This is a genomic window from Pedobacter sp. P26 (genome assembly GCF_050632135.1).
Taxonomy (GTDB): Bacteria; Bacteroidota; Bacteroidia; order Sphingobacteriales; family Sphingobacteriaceae; genus Pedobacter.
Genome location: NZ_CP192574.1, coordinates 3,563,698 through 3,583,291, shown reverse-complemented (window position 1 = coordinate 3,583,291; position 19,594 = coordinate 3,563,698). Strand labels below are relative to the sequence as shown.

Genomic DNA, 19,594 nt, shown 5'->3' with positions numbered 1-19,594 from the left:
AGCTCCATATCACTAAAACTGGAGCTTTTTGTTGATAAGCGCTTTTGCTTAAAATTTATAAGCTAATGTAGTCATAAACTGACGTGGAGGAATTGGGTTAACACTGTAGTTCTCATGTACAAAGTAATTTAACTCATTCGTAATGTTCGAAATTTTAGCCAATAATGAAAGCTTTTTCCAGTTGTAGCCGGCAGATAAATCGAATGTGGTAAACGCAGTTAAAGGAATTAACCTGCTATAAGTTTGTACCTTGGTGTCATTGTAACCACCGTTACGCGAACCTGTATAATAAGCAGATGCACCAAGCTTTAAGCCTTTAACACTTCCTTCCTGAAAAGTATAAAATAAAGTTCCGTTTGCAGTGTTTTTGGTAGAACCTACTAATCTTTGTCCTTCTATCACACCACCCACTATAACATCTTTGGTGGCATTAGGATCGGTTTGTGTTGGAGCTGCTATTTTTAAAACTGTTCTATCACGGGTTTCGGTATAACGAATAAAGTTATAACTATAACCTGCAATAAAATTCAGGCCTTTTACAATTGTACCTGTAATATCTAACTCTAAACCATCGCTTAACGATTTTCCATTAAGTTCCTTGATGTTTGCATCACCATTTGGTGCACCCTGAGCATTAATAAGGGCCTGTTGTGCATATTTGTCATTGGCAATTCTATACCAGGTTAGGTTAACTGATAACCTGCCTTTAAATAAATCATTTTTAACACCAGCTTCATATTGTTGCAAAGTTGAAGGATCTAATGGTGCTAAGTTAATGTCAGTTCCTGTATTTTGAACAAAATTGCTCGAATAACTTGCATAAACTGATGTCGTTTTCAATGGTTGGTAAATTAAACCAAGTTTTGGGGTGAAAGCACTTTCTACTTTAGATTTGTTTAAACTGTTTACGCTTAAAGTTTGTATGCCAGTGGCCAGGTTTGTGGTAACCGTTCGAGGCGTTTTTTGAAAGGTATAACGAACACCTGCAAGTACTTTAAATTTGTCTGTAACCGAGATCAAATCTTGAACAAAAGTCCCCATACGATATAACGGTGCAAAAGTTTCTGAAACAGTGTTTACGTTTGGCTCAATACCCGATCCGAAATAAGTTGATGGATCAAGCAGGTTAACGGTACCATAGTTAAAGGTAGTTAAGTTATTATTGTAAGTAAATCCACCACTCGTTGTGCGTGATTGATCTGCATCGGCACCAACTAATAACGTATGGGTTATGTTACCGGTTTTAAAGTAACCATTTAAGTTAACCTGCTCATTGTAAGTAAATTCTTTTGTTTTAGAACGGGTAACATTACGTAAAGCAAGGCCATATGGAAGCGGATTGGCTGCTTTTGTATCTGCAAATGGACGTTCTGCACTGAAATAATTACGGTTGTAAGATTGTAGGTTGGCCAATATATTCAACTTCCAGTTATCATTAAATTTATGGTTAAGGTTTAATTGTGTAGTAGCGGTATTCGTTTTATTGTAGGCCCAAGGCGCATTCACAAAAGCCTTACGGCCTATGTCTGCAATCTGGTTCTCCACCGTACCGATACCAAAATCTGGTGTCATGTTGCTTTTTAAATAATCACCTTGTAACAAGATGTCTGTTTTCTCGCTAATTTTATAGAGCAAAGATGGATTCACATAAACCCTGTTTGAGGTTACACTGTTTCTAAAGCTGGCCGCATCTTCATAAGTACCGATTAATCGAAAGGCCAAATTTTTAGTGATCGGGCCATAAATATCTGCGGTTGGTTTATACATATCGTAGCTACCTGCACGCATCGAAACTTCTCCACCATATTCGAATTTAGGTTTTTTCGTTACCATATTCACTACAGCACCGCCACTTACGCCGCCATAAAGTAAGGCTGCACTTCCTTTTAAAACCTCAACCGATTCTAAAGTACTGGTTTCGGGCATGCCGCCGCTTGTAGCACGTGATCCATTTTTGAAAACGTTGTTGGCGCCCAGGCTATAGCCACGGGCAAAGAATGTTTCGCCACTTACCGATCCGCGGTTTTCGCCAAAAGCAACGCCATTTACATTTTTTAATACATCACTTAAGCGGTTTGCCTGTTGATCGGTAATTACCTGGTTCCCGATAATTTGTACGGCCTGCGGAAGATCCATAGGAGCAATTGCAATTTTACCTAGGTTAACTGGCTTTCGATTGGGGGTTTTATAACCGTTAATGGCTACTTCATTTAATTGTGAGGAAGATTCTGCTATGGCGAAATCTGCATTTACAGTCTGACCGGCAATAACAGTAATTGATTTTTCCTGAGCTGAAACACCAATAGCAGATGTTTTAATCGTATAAGTACCAGGTGTTATATTTTTGATGATAAAGTTACCTTTCTCATCAGTTTGTGTCTTTTTACCTGTGTTTTTTAAATCAACATTTACATACACAGCTGGATTGCCATCGCTTGTTTTAACCGAACCCGAAACAGATCCATTTTTGATTTGTGCCATTGTATTCCCTGCTAAAAACAGAAAAAGAGCTATAATATTTAAAAGAATAGTAAATTTTTTATTCATTTTATTTAGATTAATTCTTAGTTGGCGCAAAGGAACTGTTTAATAAGCATAATAGCAAAATTATTTTTATTCGTTCTAAATAAGATTAGTGATTCTGTGAATATTTTTGAAATATATATCATCTCCTAATACGTATATTAGAACTGTTGTATCAGAACTATGCCAAGTAACCAGGATCATTTTTATTCCAATCTTTCAACTAATAAAATTCCTTTATACCAGCTATTGGTTAAAAAGCATTTGTTTAAGCAAATACCTTCAGATTGGCATGTAATCATTACTGATATTAAAAGTTCTACAGCTGCCGTTAATGCAGGTTTGTACGAAAATGTAAATCTTATTGCAACAGGGAGTATTGTTGCAGTGCTCAATACTGCTTTTAAAGCCAATATTACGGTGCCATTTTTCTTTGGGGGTGATGGAGCAACCTTTATCGTTCCACCTCGAATTGTAGACGGCGTGATGAAATCGTTACTGAAATATAAGAATAACACCAGCGAAAATTTTAAGATCGATTTAAGGGTTGGAATTGTACCTGTTGCAGAAATTTATGCCAGGGGACATAACCTTCAGATGTGTAAGTTTGCTAGCGCTGAAACATTTTCTATACCAATTGTTTTAGGAGATGGCTTGGCCTACGCCGAAAAATTGATCAAAGGAGAAGATTACCTGTTATCGGGCCACGATACTGTCAGTGATGAAATTGATTTAAGCGGCATGCAATGTCGATGGGATAAAATTGAACCACCAGAGAATAGTGAAGAAATTGTAACCCTTATCGTAATTGCCCAGGATTACGGGCAACAGGCGGATGTATTCAGCAAGGTGATTCATCACCTCGATCAGATTTACGGCTCTCCTGAAAAACGCCAGCCGATTTCGGTTTCTAAACTGATATTCAGGACAAGTTTTAACAGTCTGGGCCAGGAAATGAAACACCGTTTAGGGAAGATCAAACTTTTTGAACTTGTTAAGTCATGGTTCATCAATATCTATGGATATATTTATTTCCGAACAGACCGTGGTAAAAAATACCTGAAGCAACTTGTCGAAATGTCGGATACACTGGTAATAGATGGCAGGATAAATACAGTAATTACCGGTACCGCAAAACAACGTTTGGCATTAGCGCAAGTCCTTAACCAGCTTGAAAAAAATAATGAAATTTTGTATGCTTTTTACGTAAGTGGCGAATCGGTGATGTCTTGTTATGTAAGGGACCTGGAAGACGACCATATTCATTTTGTTGATGGAGCGGATGGAGGATATACCCGGGCCGCAGGGATCCTTAAACAAAAAATAAGCCATAAATTTAATGTTGAGTGATAAAAGTCAACAATTTAACAAACTACCCCAAACATTTGTGAAGGCTACTTGTATGATACTTAGTCTAATTCGATTAATCAAGATATCAGCATAGTCTACCGTAAATATGGAAAGTTATTCAAAGGTTTTAAGTAACGATCAACTTTTAGAGGTTCTTTTCCTATCTAAAGATGCAACAGCCATATACACGTCAGAACAAATCGTAATCGAAATGGCCAACGATGCCATGATTTCTTTTTGGGGTAAAGACCGCTCTATTATTGGCAAACGCCTGGAAGATGCCGTACCTGAGTTAAAGGGGCAGCCTTTTATTAATATGCTGAAAAATGTATTGCTAACAGGCATTACGGATAGTGGTGATGCTATCCCTGCCGAAACGATGAGAGATGGTAAGTTACAGACCGCTTATTATACCTACGAATACCGGGCCATTAAGGACGATTCAGGAATGCCATATTGTATTCTTCATACCGCGAGCGATGTTACTGATATTATGAAGGCAAAAAAAGCGATCAAGGAAACAGAACTGCAGCGGGAAGCGCTGGATCAGGAACAGATTTTAATCGGCATAAAGGAAGAACAGCAAAAGAATGATTTTATCAGTATGGTAAGCCATGAGCTGAAAACGCCATTAACTTCTATCAGTGCTTACTTACAGTTAATGCAGAGTCGAAGTTTAACAGATGCTTTTATCGCAAATACTTTAGCTAAGGTGCAAAAGCAGATCCGGAAAATGAGCACATTAATCAGCTCTTTTTTAAATGTATCGCGTTTAGAATCAGGAGAAATTCAATTGAACCTATCATATTTTGATCTGAATAAACTAATTCACGACCTTGTTGAAGATTTAAGTTTAGTATATCCGACTAATCAGATTGATTTTAAAGGGGGAGATTCTAAATTAATTTACGCAGATAAAGATAAAATTGGCTCTGTAATTTCAAATTTAATTAGCAATGCGGTAAAATATTCTGATCAGAATAGTACCGTTTTGATTCAATCTGCAAGCAGAGAGAATGAAATGAATGTTTCTGTAACGGATCATGGCATTGGCATTCAGGCCCATGATCTGGAAAAAATCTTTTATCGGTTTTACCGTGTAGAAAGCCACCAAACTAAAACCATTTCAGGTTTTGGGATAGGTTTATACCTCAGCGCAGAGATTATTAACCTCCATAACGGGAAAATATGGGTAGAAAGTAAGTATGGCGAAGGTTCTACCTTCCATTTTGATATTCCACTTGTTCCTTAGCTGATATATTCAAATAAAAAACACAATCTTAAATGCTTATTTGTTACTGTTAAATGAGCATTTCATCTATAAACCCTGTAAACGGGGAAATTATAAAAACCTATCAGGAAGATACTGAAGCGTTAATCGGTCAGAAAATCGATCAGGTACATCAAGCGTGGTTAAGTTACAGGGAAACCGATTATCAAAGCCGCTCGAAACTATTGCTGCAGGTTTCGAAACTATTAATCGAACGTAAAGATCAGTTGGCCGGACTTATGTCGCTAGAAATGGGGAAACCGCTAAAAGCTGGTGTTGCTGAAGTTGTTAAATGTGCCTCTGTTTGTGAATACTATGCTAAAAATGGTGCTGAATTTTTGGCTGATCAAACCATAAAAACCAGCGCATCCAAAAGTTACGTGAGCTTCCAGCCTATCGGTGTGGTATTGGCTATTATGCCCTGGAACTTCCCTTTTGGCAAGTGTTCCGCTTTTTGGCGCCGGCATTAATGGCCGGTAATTGCGGTGTTTTAAAACACTCATCAGGCGTTACAGGCTGCGCTATAGAAATAGAAAAAGTAATTGAAGATGCCGGCTTTCCTGCAAATGTTTTTAAAACGCTGATCTGCAATAGTAAAGCCATTTCAAAAGTAATCGAAAACCCCCACATCAAAGCCATAACCCTTACAGGAAGCACTGAAGCCGGTAAAAAAGTAGCCGAACAAGCAGGGAAACTGATCAAAAAAACAGTATTGGAACTTGGTGGGAGCGATCCTTATGTGATTTTGGAAGATGCTGATTTAAAAAAGACCGCCAAAATATGTGCAGAAGCCAGGTTAATTAATAACGGGCAAAGCTGCATTGCTGCAAAACGTTTCATTGTGGTAAAAACAGTTGAAGAACAGTTTACAAAATTTTTTAAAGCCGAAATGGAAAGTAAAAAAACTGGCGATCCATTGCAGAGCGATACTGATTTAGGACCAATGGCGAGGGCAGACCTTCGCGATGAGTTGCATCAGCAGGTTTTAAAGAGTATCGAACAGGGTGCAAAATGTGTTCTAGGTGGCGAAATCCCCGGTATGGAAGGTGATCATGCCTATTACCAACCCACCATATTAACCCATGTAAAAAAAGGCATATTGGCTTATGATGAAGAAATATTCGGTCCGGTGGCCGCAATTATCTCCGCAGACGATACTGAAGATGCCATCCGCATCGCCAATGATACCAATTTTGGACTGGGCGCAGCCGTTTTTACCGAAAATGCAGCATTAGCAGAAGACATTGCCCGGAATAAACTTGAAGCAGGATCTTGTTTTGTAAATGAGGGGGTTAAATCAGATCCCGCTTTGCCTTTTGGAGGCATCAACCAGTCCGGTTACGGCCGTGAATTAAGTATGTTCGGTATTCATGAGTTCGTGAATATCAAAACCGTGTACATCAAATAATAATATCCTATATGAAAGCAGTTAGAATCCACGAATTTGGCGGACCAGAAGTTTTATCTATAGATGAAATACCAGTTCCCCAGCCAGCACCAGATGAAGTATTGATTAAAGTGCATGCAACCAGTGTAAATCCGGTAGACTGGAAAATTAGAGAGGGACAAAGGAAAGAGAAATTTCCGGTAAAGCTACCTTTAACTTTGGGTTGGGATGTTTCTGGCACAATTGAGGCATTAGGCGAAAAAGTAAGTGCTTTTAGAAAGGGAGATGAGGTGTATGGTAGGCCCGATCCGACAAAAAATGGTGCTTATGCTGAATACATTGTGGTTAAAGCCAACATCATCAGCATTAAACCTACCAGTATTGGATATACTGAAGCTGCTGCGGTACCCCTGGCAGGTTTAACAGCATGGCAAGCATTATTCGACCACGGTTTGTTAAAAGCAGGACAAAAAGTACTGATTCACGCAGCAGCCGGTGGGGTAGGAACATACGCCGTACAATTTGCAAAATGGAAAGGAGCTTATGTAATTGGCACAGCCTCAAGTGCTAACATCGATTTTTTGAAGCGTTTAGGAGCCGATGAGGTAATCGATTATAAAATGGAAGATTTTGAGACCGCTTTAAGTGATGTTGACTTGGTTTTAGATACTATTGGCGGAGAAACGCAACTCAAATCGTTAAATATATTAAAAGACGGGGGAAGGGTAATCACCACCCTAATGCCAGAGTTTGTGGCAGAAGCGAAAGTGAAAAATGTTCATCTTATCGGTTTTACTACACAATCAATTCCCGATCAACTGGCTGAAATTGCCACTTTGATCGATTCTGGTAAAGTTAAACCTATCATAGAAAAAGTTTTGCCTTTTACCAGCGCCAGACAAGCTCAAACCGAAAGCGAGCAGGGACATACAAGAGGAAAAATTGTATTGCAGGTAATTTAGGGTAGGGAAGTCCGAAGTCGGATGTTAGAGGTCCGAAGAAATAATAATTCATATTGTTATCGTCCTTCTGAATTTATTCAGAAGGACGATAATATTCAGACTCTAAATCTTAATGATCTTAACAGCTTAATGGTGAAAAAGAACCTGTAACTCTTTTCACGTGTTTTGCTACTCGCTCAGCGACTTTCGGTAAAAAACAATGATTATTTTATATAAATATCCTTGCTAAAATCATTTTCCGCTACATCAACAGACTGTGGCTGGATAATCACAAACTTGATCACATTATATTCTGATTTTATTTTATCCCTCAGCCTGTCAATCGCATTGGTTAAATTGGTAGTGTTTAATTCTGCTTTAAATGTAAGAATGAGCACCAGCAATACTTCCTTTGGCGATTGATATTGGGATAATATGCTCGTTACCGTAATTACATCCTGATCATTTTCTGCCAGTTCTTTTATCTTCTGCTGTGTTTCTGGCGTTAAGCCTTCGCCCATTAATAAACTACGGCTTTCCCTGGCCAGTATAAAAGATACAAAGATTAAGAGTGTACCTACTAAAACAGAAGCCAGTCCATCTAAAAACGGAAGGTTTAAGTTGTGGCTTAACACCATAAATATAAAAACAATCAATAATCCTAAAACGGCTGCGCCATCCTCAAATAATACTAAAAAGCCAGAGGGATCTTTGCTTTTAATAATGGCTTTCCACCAGGGCAAACCTTTACGTGTTTTGTTAAATTCTTTCATTGCAATGATTAAAGAAGCGCCCTCGAATAAGAAAGATAATCCCAATACCACATAATTCCAGGTTGGATTTCCCAAAACTTCAGGATGGCGGATATGCGCAATCCCTTGCGAAATAGATACTACACCACCTAAACCAAAAATCATGATGGATACAATGAACGACCAGAAATACAGCTCTTTACCGTAGCCAAATGGCCGTGACTTATCAGGTGGTTTTACACTTCTTTTTAAGCCATACAGCAATAAAAGCTGGTTGCTGGTGTCAACCGTAGAGTGAATGCCTTCGGCAATCATTGATGAACTGTTGGTAAATGCCCCTGCAATGAATTTAGTTACTGCAATTAATAAATTGGCCGCTAATGCGCTGTAAATAGAATTGTTGGCTCTTGCCATAGATTAAGGAATGTAAAGGATTCATTTCTTAAACGGTTTTAATGTGATTTGGTTTTATAACGAGCGATGAAAAGATGCTGTATTCCCAATTCAATTGGGAATCTTAATGCAATACGCTTTAAGATTCCCGCCTTCGCCTATCGTGTGGACACAATTAATTATAACATTCTTCTATCGCTCTATGCCGCGGGGCATGGTAGTTTTTCACAGTTAATGTTGTTTTTAGCTGTGTTCAAGAATGCTGCGCATTTTGGAGCGCCAAAGTACCCAAAGTGCTTTGTCATCCGATGGCTATCGGATCCAGCAATGAGCCTTTTACACAATCTCATGCGCATCAAAAAAACAGTGACACTTCGTTTAATCAGGTATTGTGTGTGTTTTCTTTGGTCTGATTGAGCCCTGCGGGGTTTGTGTTCTATATTTTTTAAAAAATTAAATTATCGGTTATGAACACAAAACCACTGCGTTTCAGGTTTATTACTGCCATTTTTACTGTTGTGCACCTGTTTTTTGATTTCCCCGGCTCTTGGGATTGACAGCGTCCTTGGTTATAATCCGTGCTTTATTAAAGTTAGTTAGCAAAACGCCTAAAAATACTTAAAAGATGTGTACACACGATAGGCCTTCGCGGGAATGACGATTTTTTAACTCTTAAACGGCGTTATTTGATTGGTCTTGACCAGTACAAATAAACAGGACCGTCATTTCGACTGCAATGGAGAAATCTTTTAACAAAGTTCAAAGATCTCTCCATTGCGTGATGATTCATCCGGTAGCTATCGGATCGGGATGACGGCTATTTTTGGAATTTTTAACCTAAAATCTCATCAATTAACTTGATTTCAGTTTCACTGAATTTGATATTATCTAAAGCTTTAATTGAATCAGCAATTTGTTCTGGTTTACTGGCACCTATCAATACCGTTGTAATGCGGTTATCTTTTAAAATCCATGATAAAGCCATCTGTGCCAATTTTTGGCCACGTGCTTTTGCCACTTCATTTAATTTGCCGATTACTTCTATTCTCTCCGGGGTGATATTGCTCTCATTTAAGAAAACACCACTGGTAGCCACCCGCGAATCGGCAGGGATACCGTGTAAATATTTATCGGTAAGTAAACCTTGCGCCAATGGCGAAAATGGAATACAGCCTATACCATTTTGCTCCAAAACATCAAGTAAACCATTTTCTACCCAACGTTCAAACATAGAATATTTCGGCTGGTGGATTAAACACGGAGTACCGTTATCTTTTAAAATTTTAATGGCTTTTGCAGCATCTTCCGCCTGGTAATTTGATATGCCTACGTATAAAGCCTTTCCTTGTTGAACCATTAAGCTTAATGCCGCCATGGTTTCTTCAAGCGGAGTTTCTGGATCAGGACGGTGGTGGTAAAAAATATCAACATAATCCAGTTTCATGCGTTTTAAGCTTTGATCCAAACTCGATACCAGGTATTTTTTTGATCCCCAGTCACCGTACGGACCATCCCACATGGTATATCCCGCTTTGCTTGAAATAATCATTTCGTCACGGTAGCCCTTAAAATTTTCATGAAGAATTTTCCCGAAAACTTCTTCAGCCGAACCAGGGAGCGGACCGTAATTATTGGCTAAATCAAAGTGAGTAATTCCATTGTTAAAAGCAGCGTAGATAAGGTTTTTGCTGTTTTCAAAAACATTTACATATCCGAAATTATGCCATAAACCCAAAGATATTGCGGGCAATTTTAAGCCACTGTTTCCGCAACGGCGATATAGCATTTGGTCGTAACGATCTGTTGAGATAATCTCGTTCATATTTGTGGTTTGATTGCCACAATAATAATCAGTTTCAACGGATTTTAATGACCATTGGTTAATATATTATCAGTTTATAATTGATAATTACAAAATCAGCACTCTTGTTGCTGTAAATATTTGACTCAGGAGTAGAACAGTAATTATAAACTGCCTTCGTTTACTTAAAAGTTAAGATCAGGTAATTTTAATACTTCCACATTTTGTGATTATCAATTCTGCAAATCGTATCGTTGCTGATGTCTTAGGTAAATTATTCTATAAGATATGCTTTTTACTTATTCTAAATCGTTTTATTTGCAATATTATGTGATATCATTATATTTAAAAAAAATAAAAAATCTAAACCAAGTATTCCATTTTATGAAATTAAAATCACTAGCTGGCCTCGGCGTTCTGGCTGCAATCGGGTTTGTATCCTGCCAATCTGAAATCAAAAAAACTTCTTCTACAGATAGTTTGAAAAGCGACTCTGCTGGAGTTGTTAAACTAGTTCCCGATTCATTTAAAAAAGAAATTGATGGTAAACTAACAGCATTGTATACTTTAAAGAATAACAACAATGCGGAAGCAATTTTTACCAATTACGGCGGGCGCCTGGTTAGTTTATTAGTACCTAATAAAGATGGTAAGTTAATTGATGTGGTGGTAGGTTTTAAAAGTGTTGGTGATTACGAAAAATCTACCGAACCCTATTTTGGCGCAACTATTGGCCGATATGGCAACCGTATTGCCAAAGGTAAGTTTACGCTTGAAGGTAAAACCTATTCGCTGTTTACCAATAACGGGCAGAATACACTTCATGGAGGAAAAAAGGCTATCAATATGTAGTTTGGGATGCAAGCCAGCCCAATCCCAATACTTTGGTGCTACATTATCTATCAAAAGATGGCGACGAAAATTTTCCTGGTAATTTAGATGTTAAGGTCACTTACACCTTAACAGATGATAATGAATTGAAAATGGATTATGAAGCCAAAACAGATAAAACAACAGTAGTAAATCTGACAAACCATGCATTTTTTAATTTAAACGGCGATGGAAGCGGTACCATTTTAAACCATGAAGTGCAAATTTATGCTGATGAATATACTCCTGTAGATTCGACATTGATCCCGACCGGAAAAATTGTTAAAGTAGCCGGAACACCTTTCGATTTTAATAAAACCACAACTATAGGTGCCCGTATAGACGATAAAAATGAACAACTAATCTTCGGTAAAGGTTATGATCATAACTACGTACTTAATAAAACCAAGGCAATGGGCATGTACCACGCGGCTACGGTTAGAGGAGATAAGTCGGGTATAATAATGGATATTTATACGCAGGAGCCAGGTTTACAGTTCTATAGTGGAAACTTTATGCAAAGTAAAAATACTTTTAAAACTGGTGCTAAAGATGATTTCAGAACTGCAATTGCAATGGAAACGCAACATTTTCCGGATTCTCCAAACCAGCCTGCATTTCCTTCAACTGTATTAAAACCCGGACAAGTTTACAAGACAAGTTCAATCTATAAATTTACCAAATAACATTTGGTAATCCCTACATCTCTGTGATGATAACATGGTATACGGTCTGTGGAAACACAGGCCGTATCTGTTTAGAAAAGATCTTGTAGTACCGGACCGGTATAGTCTTCTATAAAAGCAATAATGTTATTGTAAGCAGAAAATTCTTCACTGGTGTGCATGGTGGTCAGTACAATACACTTCATCCCCGCATTTTGAGCAGCTTCAACGCCTTTTGGTGCATCTTCAAATACAATACATTGGTTAGATTCAACACCTAAAATTTCAGCACCTTTGGTAAATGTTTCAGGATCTGGTTTGCTGTTTATCACATCTTCTGCGCTTACTATCGCATTAAAATAAGAACGGATATTTAAATTATCGAGTACAAAATTAATGTTAAAGGGAATTGCAGCCGAACCAATAGCCATTTGAATGCCTGATTGTTTTGCTTTTTCCAAAAAATCGCCTAAACCGGCTATCAACGATAAATGTTTTTTATATGCAGCCTGATAGCGGTGTTCTTTTTCAATGGAGATCTGATCAATCTGTTCCTGAGAGAAATGACCTACACCAAAAACACGTTCCAACAGATCCTGGTTTTTACCGTACATCTGTTTTTTGACCGCATCAAAACTGATACTCGCGCCTAAATCCTTTGTAAGGATGTTATGCCATGCCTGATTATGAAAAGCCATGTCGTTAATCATGGTGCCATTTAAGTCGAAAAGAAAAGCTTTGGGTTTATCGTTCGTCATGGCGGCAAAATTATCAGATTTTTTTATGATTCTGTTAAAATACAGTTATCATTACGAAAATTTAACTGAAAATTGTTTGTTTACGGGGCGTAAACATTATGGAGAAAATAAATTTCCCTTCAATGTAATTTTTTGGCAATTACACTCGTTTTCATTTTTTTAAATTTAGTATTCAATTAATTGCAATGTATAGTTTAACACCAGAGATAAATATGATGACTGATGCGCATGATGAATGCGATGCACTTATTGATTATTTAAATGGACTGCAGCCATTAAGAAAAGAGATAATTGATCGGGCAAAAAACGAAACCTTCAAAATATCTGTGCGAAAGAATGAGGTTTTGCCAAACCTTAATAGTATTAATGGGGATTGCTTATGTTTCATTGTTAAGGGTTTAGTACGGGCTTTTATACTGGATGAAGAAAAAGACATCACTGCCTGGTTAATTGATGAAAATCACTTGATTGGTCGTATTCGAAATCCAGGGGCATTTGGACCAACTTACCAGGAACAGTATCAGGCACTGGAAGACTCCGAATTGCTTATATTTCCATATCGGTTTATTGATGATCTGTATGCAAAATTTCCCGAAACCAATATTTTAGCCAGAAAATTATTGGCTATACATTACCATATGTCGCAGGAGCGATCTATCTTGTCACTAATCCCTTCAGCAGAATTAAGGTATAAACAGTTCAAAATCAGGTATCCTGCTATAAAGTCTAGGGTGCCACTAAAATTTTTGGCAAGCTATTTAGGGATGCGGATTGAAACTTTAAGCAGAGTCAGAAAAAAGAAAAACTGCAAGAAAGGTGTTAGCGCCTGTTTAGAATGAAATGAAATTTATTTCGTATGTCGGTCTGAGCGTAGTCGAAGATCATTTCAACGCATAAATAAAGTGCTTCGACCAGTCTATCAATGACGGATTTAAAAAATTGCCATCATTTTGCCCTCTTGTATATTAACCTTTTAACATATTTGAAAAGGTTCTAACCTCTGCCATTAAGGTTATTTTGCAAATCGTTATTAATCAATATTTTATTGCTTACGCATTTCCATCCAACTAGGCCATATACAAATAAAATACCCCGTTCTGCGGACACCCTTTCTAAAAGAGGGGAATTATATGCCAAGTGATATTTTTTAGCATCCTTTATATTGATCTTTATGAAATAAGTTATTCCCAGGATGACAGCAGTGGGCTATTTATATTTGTTGTAAAAATTTAAACATGCGCTTAATCTTTTTTCTTTTTAAAATAAAAGTAACAAAGTGGAAAAAGGCAGATCAGGCCTAACAGAAAACCACCAACAGTATCTGTAAACCAATGCGCGCCCAGGTAAATTCTGGACGGGGCAATGGTGATCATCAAAAAGGCTGATAGATAAGTTACTATATTTTTGGTTAGCTTTGGCAAATCTTTCAACGTATTCATCAAAATAATTAAGAATCCAAAAAAGAGCGTATAAGAGAGTACATGCCCGCTCGGATAGCTTTGAAACCGGTTTACTTCCACCAGCCGTACGTAAAATGCAGTAGGGCGGGGACGGTTAATTACATTTTTTATACCCAGAATAATTAATCCAGATAATAATACTGTCGAAATAAATATTCCTTCGCGTTTATATTTCTGATAATAAAATATGATCGCCACTATTACTACTGAAAGTAATGAATAGGGAAGTTCGCCAAAAAAGCTGATGGCCAACATTAATTTATCTAACCAGTCTGCGTGGTATTGCTGAATAAATAACGAAGTTTTAATGTCAAAACCAAGTATGGGATGTTGTGCAATAAAAAAACTTAAACAAGTAAAAGCAGCAATTAGTAATGAGAGTATAAAAATTAATGTATTTCGTTTTAAAGGCATAGGCACAGATTGATAAAAAGCCAAAACTATGGATTTTATGTCAATAGAAGCAAAATTTTCAGCTTTTTAAATTGGACATTATTGAAAACAAAAGTCGGTAAAAGCCCAAATTTAATGGTATGGAAAACTACAGGCCAAAAATTTCATCAAGGAAATAAGCCGATTCATCAAGGAAATAAACCTATCTGTATAATTCTTTATGATAAGTTGAAATGATTTTTAATCTTCGGGTCAGATAATAAGGATATCTATGCTTAAGTGGTTGGCAGGATTAATTCCTGCCGACTAACGAAGCGCACCCTTCGACAATTTATTCATAAATTATATTTTTTGTATTAACGCTTCGGCCAAAGCCTACCTCCTTTAAATGAGGAGGTGCTTAGGTTGTTACCACATCTCCCGTTCTAGTTTCAGTTTTTAAATAATTTTACATTAAGAACACGTCTAAAATAATTTAGATACCTGTAAAAATATAATCCAATATATCATCAAAGTTAGCAGCCTATATTTATCCGGTTTTAATTGATTTAGCATCAGACTCTGTGATTTTTATAGCAAAAGGATGGGGAATTAGTTTCTGGACTGTTTTACAATATTTACGTTAATTACGTGTGGCGTTTTATTAGAGGAGAAATTATGGCACATCAGGTTCAGGTATTTTAGGTTGGTGTTGCAGGTATTGTTTTTAAATTATCGGTAGGTGATCAAGTAATTTTTGTGGCTGTTCATTAAATATCCGTAATTTGGTTTTTTAATTTGCAGAAAGCAAATCCTAACGCTGATGAAGACTAAGCTATTTTCATTTATTTTTTTCTGGTATTTATCATTCAGCTTTACGCCGAATATAGCAATAATACCAGTTTGCGTACTTTTTCCAAACCTTTAATTGTGTTGGTGCTTTTGGTGTGGCTATATGTTACTACAAATTTAAAAGGCCGTTTCCATAAAAGAGTTTTTACGGGATTAATTTTTGCCTGGGCGGGAGATCTGTTATTGATGTTGCAGGACGGTGGGACAAGTTTTTTTATCTTCGGATTGGCTGCTTTTTTAGTTTGCCATATTTTTTACATCAGGGCTTTTACACTCGATCATAAATCCAATCCAAGTCATAAGACGCCATATTTTTTATGGGCTGTGGGTGCATTTGCTATTTTCTGTTCTGGTTTGTTTTTCTATTTACAGCCGCATCTTGGGCCTATGCAGTTTCCGGTTTTAATGTATGCCATTATCATCTGTGTGATGGCCTTAATGGCAGTTAACCGCTACGGGAAAGTTAATATTTTTAGTTTTAAACTTATTCTTTATGGTGCGTTGTTTTTCTTGCTGTCTGATAGTGTTTTAGCCGTTAATAAATTTGCACAACCCATTCCGCAAGGTGGTGCGCTGATTATGGCTACTTACATGATTGCGCAATATTTAATTGTTTACGGTACTATTGAGCGCAAGTTGGTGGTAATGCGGACGGAAGTGTAGGGAGTTGTTTTGTACTTTGTCATGCTTCGTGCCTACCATTGACATGGCTCCAATATAAAGGTCGTCATCTCGATCCGATAGCTATCGGATGTAACGCAGCGAAATGGAGAGATCTATTTAGCTAGATTTAGCTTTGCTAAACACTCCGTGGTTCTCGACTGCGTTACCGATGTAAAATCGGTACAGGTAGCACTCCGCTCGAAATGACGGTAACTCGAGGGATTTTTATGCGTCGATTAATACTGTCATTTATAATGATTTATATGAAATAAATTAACCTTCAGCATGTCAACATATTTAAGGTCATTTCAAATTAAAAAGGATTTTCACTATACCAGGTTTATAAAACTCAAGACTGTAGAGAGAAGAAAAATATAAATCACTACATCAACCTTCATCTACTTTTCACCTTTCTTCTCCTTATCCAAAACTGTAAAAACCTGTACCAGGCGTTCTCCATTTTCATCAACTAAGGTTAAGGTATGTTTACCTGGTGGCGGACTAATGGCCAATTGATGAAAATTAGTAGTGGTGCTTACGTATTCATTATCAATGTGCCAATATATTTTAGCACCTGGATTTCTGTGTGCTGCATTAATCACAATTTTACCTCTTGATCCATCCTGTTCTAAAGGAATGTAAACTATCGCATTATTTTTTGGGTAAATGATCTCCATTACACTATTTCCACCTGAGAGTTCACAGCCAACTTTAAAAGGAGGGAGGGATTTATAATCGCTGTTTTTTATTTTATAATAATATTCCATGGCAGGTGGTAAAATAAACCAGCTTTTGTGCTGCATATTGGTTATACTTTCACATTGGTCGGTAACCCTGAAAGTGCCGGTTCTGTCTAAATGGACCAATTTGTGAAATGGACAAATGGAAGTCTTTTCTCCCGAAACAGGAACAAGTTCTTGTACCACATCAGTACAATATTCTGCTGCCTTGTAACCGCTTTTTTTGCAAATTTTAAGTTTTTTAAGTTTTGTTGTGGGCGTTTCGAACCATTTTCCATTGGGTAATAACCTGAAAATATCAAAGAGCACCGGCGCGGCTGCTTCTATTCCCACCAAACCAGGTCTGCCTTCACCATCTGCATTACCCACCCAAACGCATACGACGTAATTTGGAGTTAAGCCTACGGCCCAGGCATCGCGGAAACCAAAACTGGTACCTGTTTTCCACGCTATTCTTTGCGACGAGGAAAATTGTTCCCATAAACCTTCATCACCTGGGCGCATCACTTCTTCCATGGCATTAAAGGTTGCCCATATTGCACCATGATCTAAAAATGAGTTACGCTGATAGTCTTTTTCTTCTTTAGTTTTATTATTAAAGTAAGTTGCCTGTTTATAATCTTCAGGATTATAGAGGCCTTTGTAGGTGTTGAAATGGTTTAGCGTACGTACCATACCCATATAAGTATTGGCCAAATCCCACATCGTAACTTCACTGCCACCCAAAATTAACGACAAACCATAGTGATCTGCCGGCTGGTTCAGTGTTCCGATCCCCAATTTTTTTAATTTATCGTAAAAACGTTCGTATTTATACTGCTGCAACATTTTTACAGCCGGGATGTTTAGCGAACGGCTCAGCGCTTTATCTGCAGCAATAGCGCCGTCATAACCCAGATCATAATTTTGAGGCGAATAACCTGCTATTTGAGTCGGGATATCTGGAATTAAGGTGTGAGGCAATATGAATCCATCATTCATCATGCTGGCATAAAGCAAAGGTTTTAAGGTACTGCCCGGGCTGCGCGGCGCTTTAATCATATCTACATGACTTTGCAGATCAGGATTTTCCGGTTGATAAATATTGCCTACATAACTCACCACCTGACCAGTTCTGGCATCAAGCACTAAAGCTGAAATATTATTAATGTCGTTGGCTCTATAGCGGTTGTTATAGCGTTTTAATATCGAGTTTACTTTCAACTGGATGTTTTCATCTAATGTGGACGTAATCCTCGTAAAATTGATTTTTAAACTTGCTCTTTCTGCTTTAAAACGGTTTAATAAGTGTGGCGCATTTTGCGGTAGGGGCATGGGCTTGCCCGGAACAGGCTCTAACTTAGCTAAATTAGCCGTTGCCTGATCGATGTATTTTAGCCTGGCTAACTTATCTAATAAATCGTTTCTTTTTTGATCAGCCTGCTCGAGTTTTTACCGGGATGAACCAACGACGGGCTGTTTGGAAGAACGGCTAAGGTGGCCATCTCGCCCCAGGAAAGCGTTTGAGCATCGCGTCCGTAATAGCGCCAACTTGCAGCCTCCAAACCCACAACGTTACTTCCAAAAGGCGCATTAGCAGCATATAGGCCAATAATTTCTTCTTTTGAGTATCTTATTTCTAAGCGTAATGCTAAAATCACTTCCAATAATTTTTGCCAAACCGTTCGGTCTTGTTTTCGTGAGAGGCGAATTACCTGCATGGTTAAGGTACTGCCACCGCTTACAACGCTTTTGGCCCGCCAGTTCTGTCGCATGGCCCTGCTCATGGCTAAAATATCCACACCAAAGTGGCTATGAAATCGTTTATCTTCAAAAGCAATAATGCAATCCTTAAATTTTACAGGAACGCTATCGGCCACCGGGAAGCGCCACTGTCCATCGCTGGCAATTGCAGCACTCAGTAAATTGCCATTGCTGGCCTCAATTACATAAGAAGTAGGTGTTTTGAAAAGTTTGGAGGGTAAAGCGAAAAGAAATGCCAAAAGCAAGACAAAACAGATGAGATCAGAAATGAGAAATGCTTTTGGGATTTTGTTCATGTTGTTATAGAAACCTATCAGGTTTAGAAAACCTGATAGGTTTGAAATTTATTTGTTAATTTGTCTAATTTCGGTTCGTGTCTCCACGACCGAGGCTTTAGCGTAAAATTTACACTCGTAATTTTAACGAGGGTAAAATATATTTAATTTTACACTCGTTCTTATTGCCATGGTTCGTGTCTCCAAGAACCATTTTTACGTTTAAAATTCTAATCTTAAATCCTTTAAAAACGAATAATCAGTTTCATCCTTTCATAAAACGAGGCAGACGAATATAAATAATCTTCAGGATTCGTTGCTAATTGCCAGGGTTCCGTACACGGATTGTTGTGTAGGTAATCTAACTTTTGATACGCAATTTCTGGAGAGTATAAATGTATCGCTGGTGAATCTCTCTGCCAAAATTCATAATTTTTATTAATGGAATTTTTATAAAAATGAATAAGCTCATTTGGACTTAATAATTTTTTGAACTTGTGTGCCGTATATTTTAAAAATGAACTTTGGACTGTTTCTTTACCATTAAGTTCGTTTGTTCACCAAATAGTATGTATATGATTAGGCATGATAACAAAGGCAAAAATATCAAGTTTGCTTAGTTTACTCAAATGAACTTAAAATAATATGCTTAAACTCATCTTTTTCCAATAATTTCTGCCATTTGTTAATGGTAGCTGTCCAAAAATAAATTTTTCCGATTTCAATGTAATTCTTTCTGTTGGCTTCAAATAATTTATCCATTTTTATTAGATTTCAGT

At 37.5% G+C, this 19,594-nt stretch carries 15 protein-coding genes and 1 pseudogene; 8 read left to right on the top strand and 8 right to left on the bottom strand.

Annotation, left to right across the window (positions count from 1 at the left end; all coding sequences use genetic code 11):
* Positions 1–48: 48 nt before the first annotated feature.
* Complete coding sequence (locus ACQ86H_RS16630) at positions 49–2,547, bottom strand: TonB-dependent siderophore receptor (RefSeq protein WP_431291794.1); 2,499 nt, start codon at positions 2,545–2,547, stop codon at positions 49–51.
* Between the two features lie 240 nt (positions 2,548–2,787).
* On the opposite strand from ACQ86H_RS16630, the gene ACQ86H_RS16625 reads away from it, so the two are divergent.
* The 4 genes and pseudogenes from ACQ86H_RS16625 (at position 2,788) to ACQ86H_RS16610 (ending at position 7,492) form a co-directional block, all read left to right on the top strand.
* Positions 2,788–3,873 (top strand): DUF3095 family protein, encoded by a 1,086-nt coding sequence (locus tag ACQ86H_RS16625; protein WP_431291793.1) that lies wholly within the window; start codon positions 2,788–2,790, stop codon positions 3,871–3,873.
* Between the two features lie 106 nt (positions 3,874–3,979).
* Entirely contained in the window at positions 3,980–5,125 is a 1,146-nt protein-coding gene (locus tag ACQ86H_RS16620; RefSeq protein ID WP_431291792.1) for an ATP-binding protein, read from the top strand.
* Between the two features lie 53 nt (positions 5,126–5,178).
* Positions 5,179–6,551 (top strand): annotated as a pseudogene (locus tag ACQ86H_RS16615) (NAD-dependent succinate-semialdehyde dehydrogenase).
* An 11-nt stretch (positions 6,552–6,562) separates the two neighbouring features.
* Positions 6,563–7,492, top strand: a complete 930-nt coding sequence (locus ACQ86H_RS16610; protein WP_431291791.1) for an NADP-dependent oxidoreductase — start codon at positions 6,563–6,565, stop codon at positions 7,490–7,492.
* 203 nt (positions 7,493–7,695) lie between these two features.
* Here ACQ86H_RS16610 and ACQ86H_RS16605 read toward each other — a convergent pair whose 3' ends face one another.
* Positions 7,696–8,637 (bottom strand): cation diffusion facilitator family transporter, encoded by a 942-nt coding sequence (locus ACQ86H_RS16605; protein WP_431291790.1) that lies wholly within the window; start codon positions 8,635–8,637, stop codon positions 7,696–7,698.
* 811 nt (positions 8,638–9,448) lie between these two features.
* Positions 9,449–10,438 carry an L-glyceraldehyde 3-phosphate reductase gene (mgrA, locus tag ACQ86H_RS16600; RefSeq protein WP_431291789.1) on the bottom strand — a complete coding sequence of 330 codons (990 nt, stop codon included), beginning with the start codon at positions 10,436–10,438 and terminating at the stop codon, positions 9,449–9,451.
* Between the two features lie 363 nt (positions 10,439–10,801).
* Here mgrA and ACQ86H_RS16595 point away from each other — a divergent pair, with 363 nt between their 5' ends.
* Positions 10,802–11,269, top strand: a complete 468-nt coding sequence (locus ACQ86H_RS16595) for a hypothetical protein (RefSeq protein ID WP_431291788.1) — start codon at positions 10,802–10,804, stop codon at positions 11,267–11,269.
* A gap of 35 nt (positions 11,270–11,304) precedes the next feature.
* On the top strand, positions 11,305–11,973 hold the full coding sequence (locus tag ACQ86H_RS16590; protein ID WP_431291787.1) for an aldose epimerase family protein: 669 nt from the start codon (positions 11,305–11,307) through the stop codon (positions 11,971–11,973).
* Positions 11,974–12,044: 71 nt separating this feature from the next.
* On the opposite strand, the gene ACQ86H_RS16585 is transcribed toward ACQ86H_RS16590, so the two are convergent.
* A complete protein-coding gene (locus ACQ86H_RS16585) occupies positions 12,045–12,710 on the bottom strand; it encodes an HAD family hydrolase (protein ID WP_138823766.1) in 666 nt (221 codons plus the stop codon).
* 185 nt (positions 12,711–12,895) lie between these two features.
* On the opposite strand from ACQ86H_RS16585, the gene ACQ86H_RS16580 reads away from it, so the two are divergent.
* Positions 12,896–13,549: a Crp/Fnr family transcriptional regulator gene (locus ACQ86H_RS16580; protein ID WP_431291786.1), complete on the top strand. Its 654-nt coding sequence runs from the start codon at positions 12,896–12,898 to the stop codon at positions 13,547–13,549.
* A gap of 402 nt (positions 13,550–13,951) precedes the next feature.
* Here ACQ86H_RS16580 and ACQ86H_RS16575 read toward each other — a convergent pair whose 3' ends face one another.
* Complete coding sequence (locus tag ACQ86H_RS16575) at positions 13,952–14,608, bottom strand: phosphatase PAP2 family protein (RefSeq protein ID WP_431291785.1); 657 nt, start codon at positions 14,606–14,608, stop codon at positions 13,952–13,954.
* Between the two features lie 837 nt (positions 14,609–15,445).
* On the opposite strand from ACQ86H_RS16575, the gene ACQ86H_RS16570 reads away from it, so the two are divergent.
* Positions 15,446–16,057 (top strand): lysoplasmalogenase, encoded by a 612-nt coding sequence (locus ACQ86H_RS16570; protein WP_431291784.1) that lies wholly within the window; start codon positions 15,446–15,448, stop codon positions 16,055–16,057.
* A 398-nt stretch (positions 16,058–16,455) separates the two neighbouring features.
* Here ACQ86H_RS16570 and ACQ86H_RS16565 read toward each other — a convergent pair whose 3' ends face one another.
* The 3 genes from ACQ86H_RS16565 to ACQ86H_RS16555 all read right to left on the bottom strand — a co-directional run bounded on the left by ACQ86H_RS16565 (position 16,456) and on the right by ACQ86H_RS16555 (position 19,577).
* Complete coding sequence (locus ACQ86H_RS16565) at positions 16,456–18,111, bottom strand: penicillin-binding protein 1C (RefSeq protein WP_431291783.1); 1,656 nt, start codon at positions 18,109–18,111, stop codon at positions 16,456–16,458.
* Between the two features lie 77 nt (positions 18,112–18,188).
* Entirely contained in the window at positions 18,189–18,836 is a 648-nt protein-coding gene (locus tag ACQ86H_RS16560; protein WP_431291782.1) for a transglycosylase domain-containing protein, read from the bottom strand.
* A 600-nt stretch (positions 18,837–19,436) separates the two neighbouring features.
* Positions 19,437–19,577: a hypothetical protein gene (locus ACQ86H_RS16555; RefSeq protein WP_431291781.1), complete on the bottom strand. Its 141-nt coding sequence runs from the start codon at positions 19,575–19,577 to the stop codon at positions 19,437–19,439.
* Between the last annotated feature and the right edge of the window lie 17 nt (positions 19,578–19,594).